Source organism: Oleiphilus sp. HI0132, from assembly GCF_001635845.1.
The window spans coordinates 1-721 of the sequence record NZ_LWGJ01001195.1 but is presented as its reverse complement, the minus strand read 5'-3'; the positions used below and the strand labels follow the sequence as shown (position 1 = coordinate 721).

Sequence of the window (721 nt, the reverse complement as noted above, 5' to 3'; positions counted from 1 at the left end):
ATCAACTAAGTGAGAGGGCACTCGGCCTTCCACTGATTTACGCTGCTTATCTAACTGCTTCTTAATAGCTGGAGTAGATTGATGAGGAATCGCAGCAACACTATCGCAGGCATCACAAACACCCGCCAATATGTTCTTAACACTACCACTGTCATCACTAAAGGGGACGTCTCTCAACTTAAACGTGGAATTTTGTACTGACTCACAGGTATGACAAAGAACCTTTCCCACATCACCCTCTTTTAATATTTTCATAACTGGCCTCATTGATGCACACTTATAAACACAGCATTTGGTTCTATAAAAAACCACTTTATATACCATGACTGGCGCCGATACCGAGTCTTAATAAGGTGCACATTTATACTTTGATCTTTATGATGCGGACTGACCTCGTAGTCGTCTCCTCGAGTATGCTTAATGATTTCTGCTAGCTCTTCGATCGAAACATCACCTACTTCCAACAAGTTCTTAATCTCGATATTGTTTCTGGCTTCATGCAAAACATTTCCATCATATATACATTGCAGGATCCGCTTTTTAACGTCCTTGAACTTATTCATTGCCCCCTCACAGAATAATTGTACGACATTATACGTACCTATATCAATTCCTGGTATCTGTGTCTGAAAAGCTGTCAGACCTACTTCCCAGGCCTACCCGATCCTCTATTCTCGACTCTTCGACCCATACGCCTTTCAATCTCATCTACAAACTTTCC

General features: G+C 41.5%; 1 protein-coding gene and 1 pseudogene. Both read right to left on the bottom strand.

What is annotated here, in order from left to right; translation table 11 throughout:
- A pseudogene (locus A3766_RS17180) lies at positions 1 to 255 on the bottom strand (hypothetical protein); the annotation flags it as partial.
- An 8-nt stretch (positions 256 to 263) separates the two neighbouring features.
- Positions 264 to 563, bottom strand: a complete 300-nt coding sequence (locus tag A3766_RS17175) for a hypothetical protein (RefSeq protein ID WP_068508136.1) — start codon at positions 561 to 563, stop codon at positions 264 to 266.
- Positions 564 to 721: the final 158 nt, after the last annotated feature.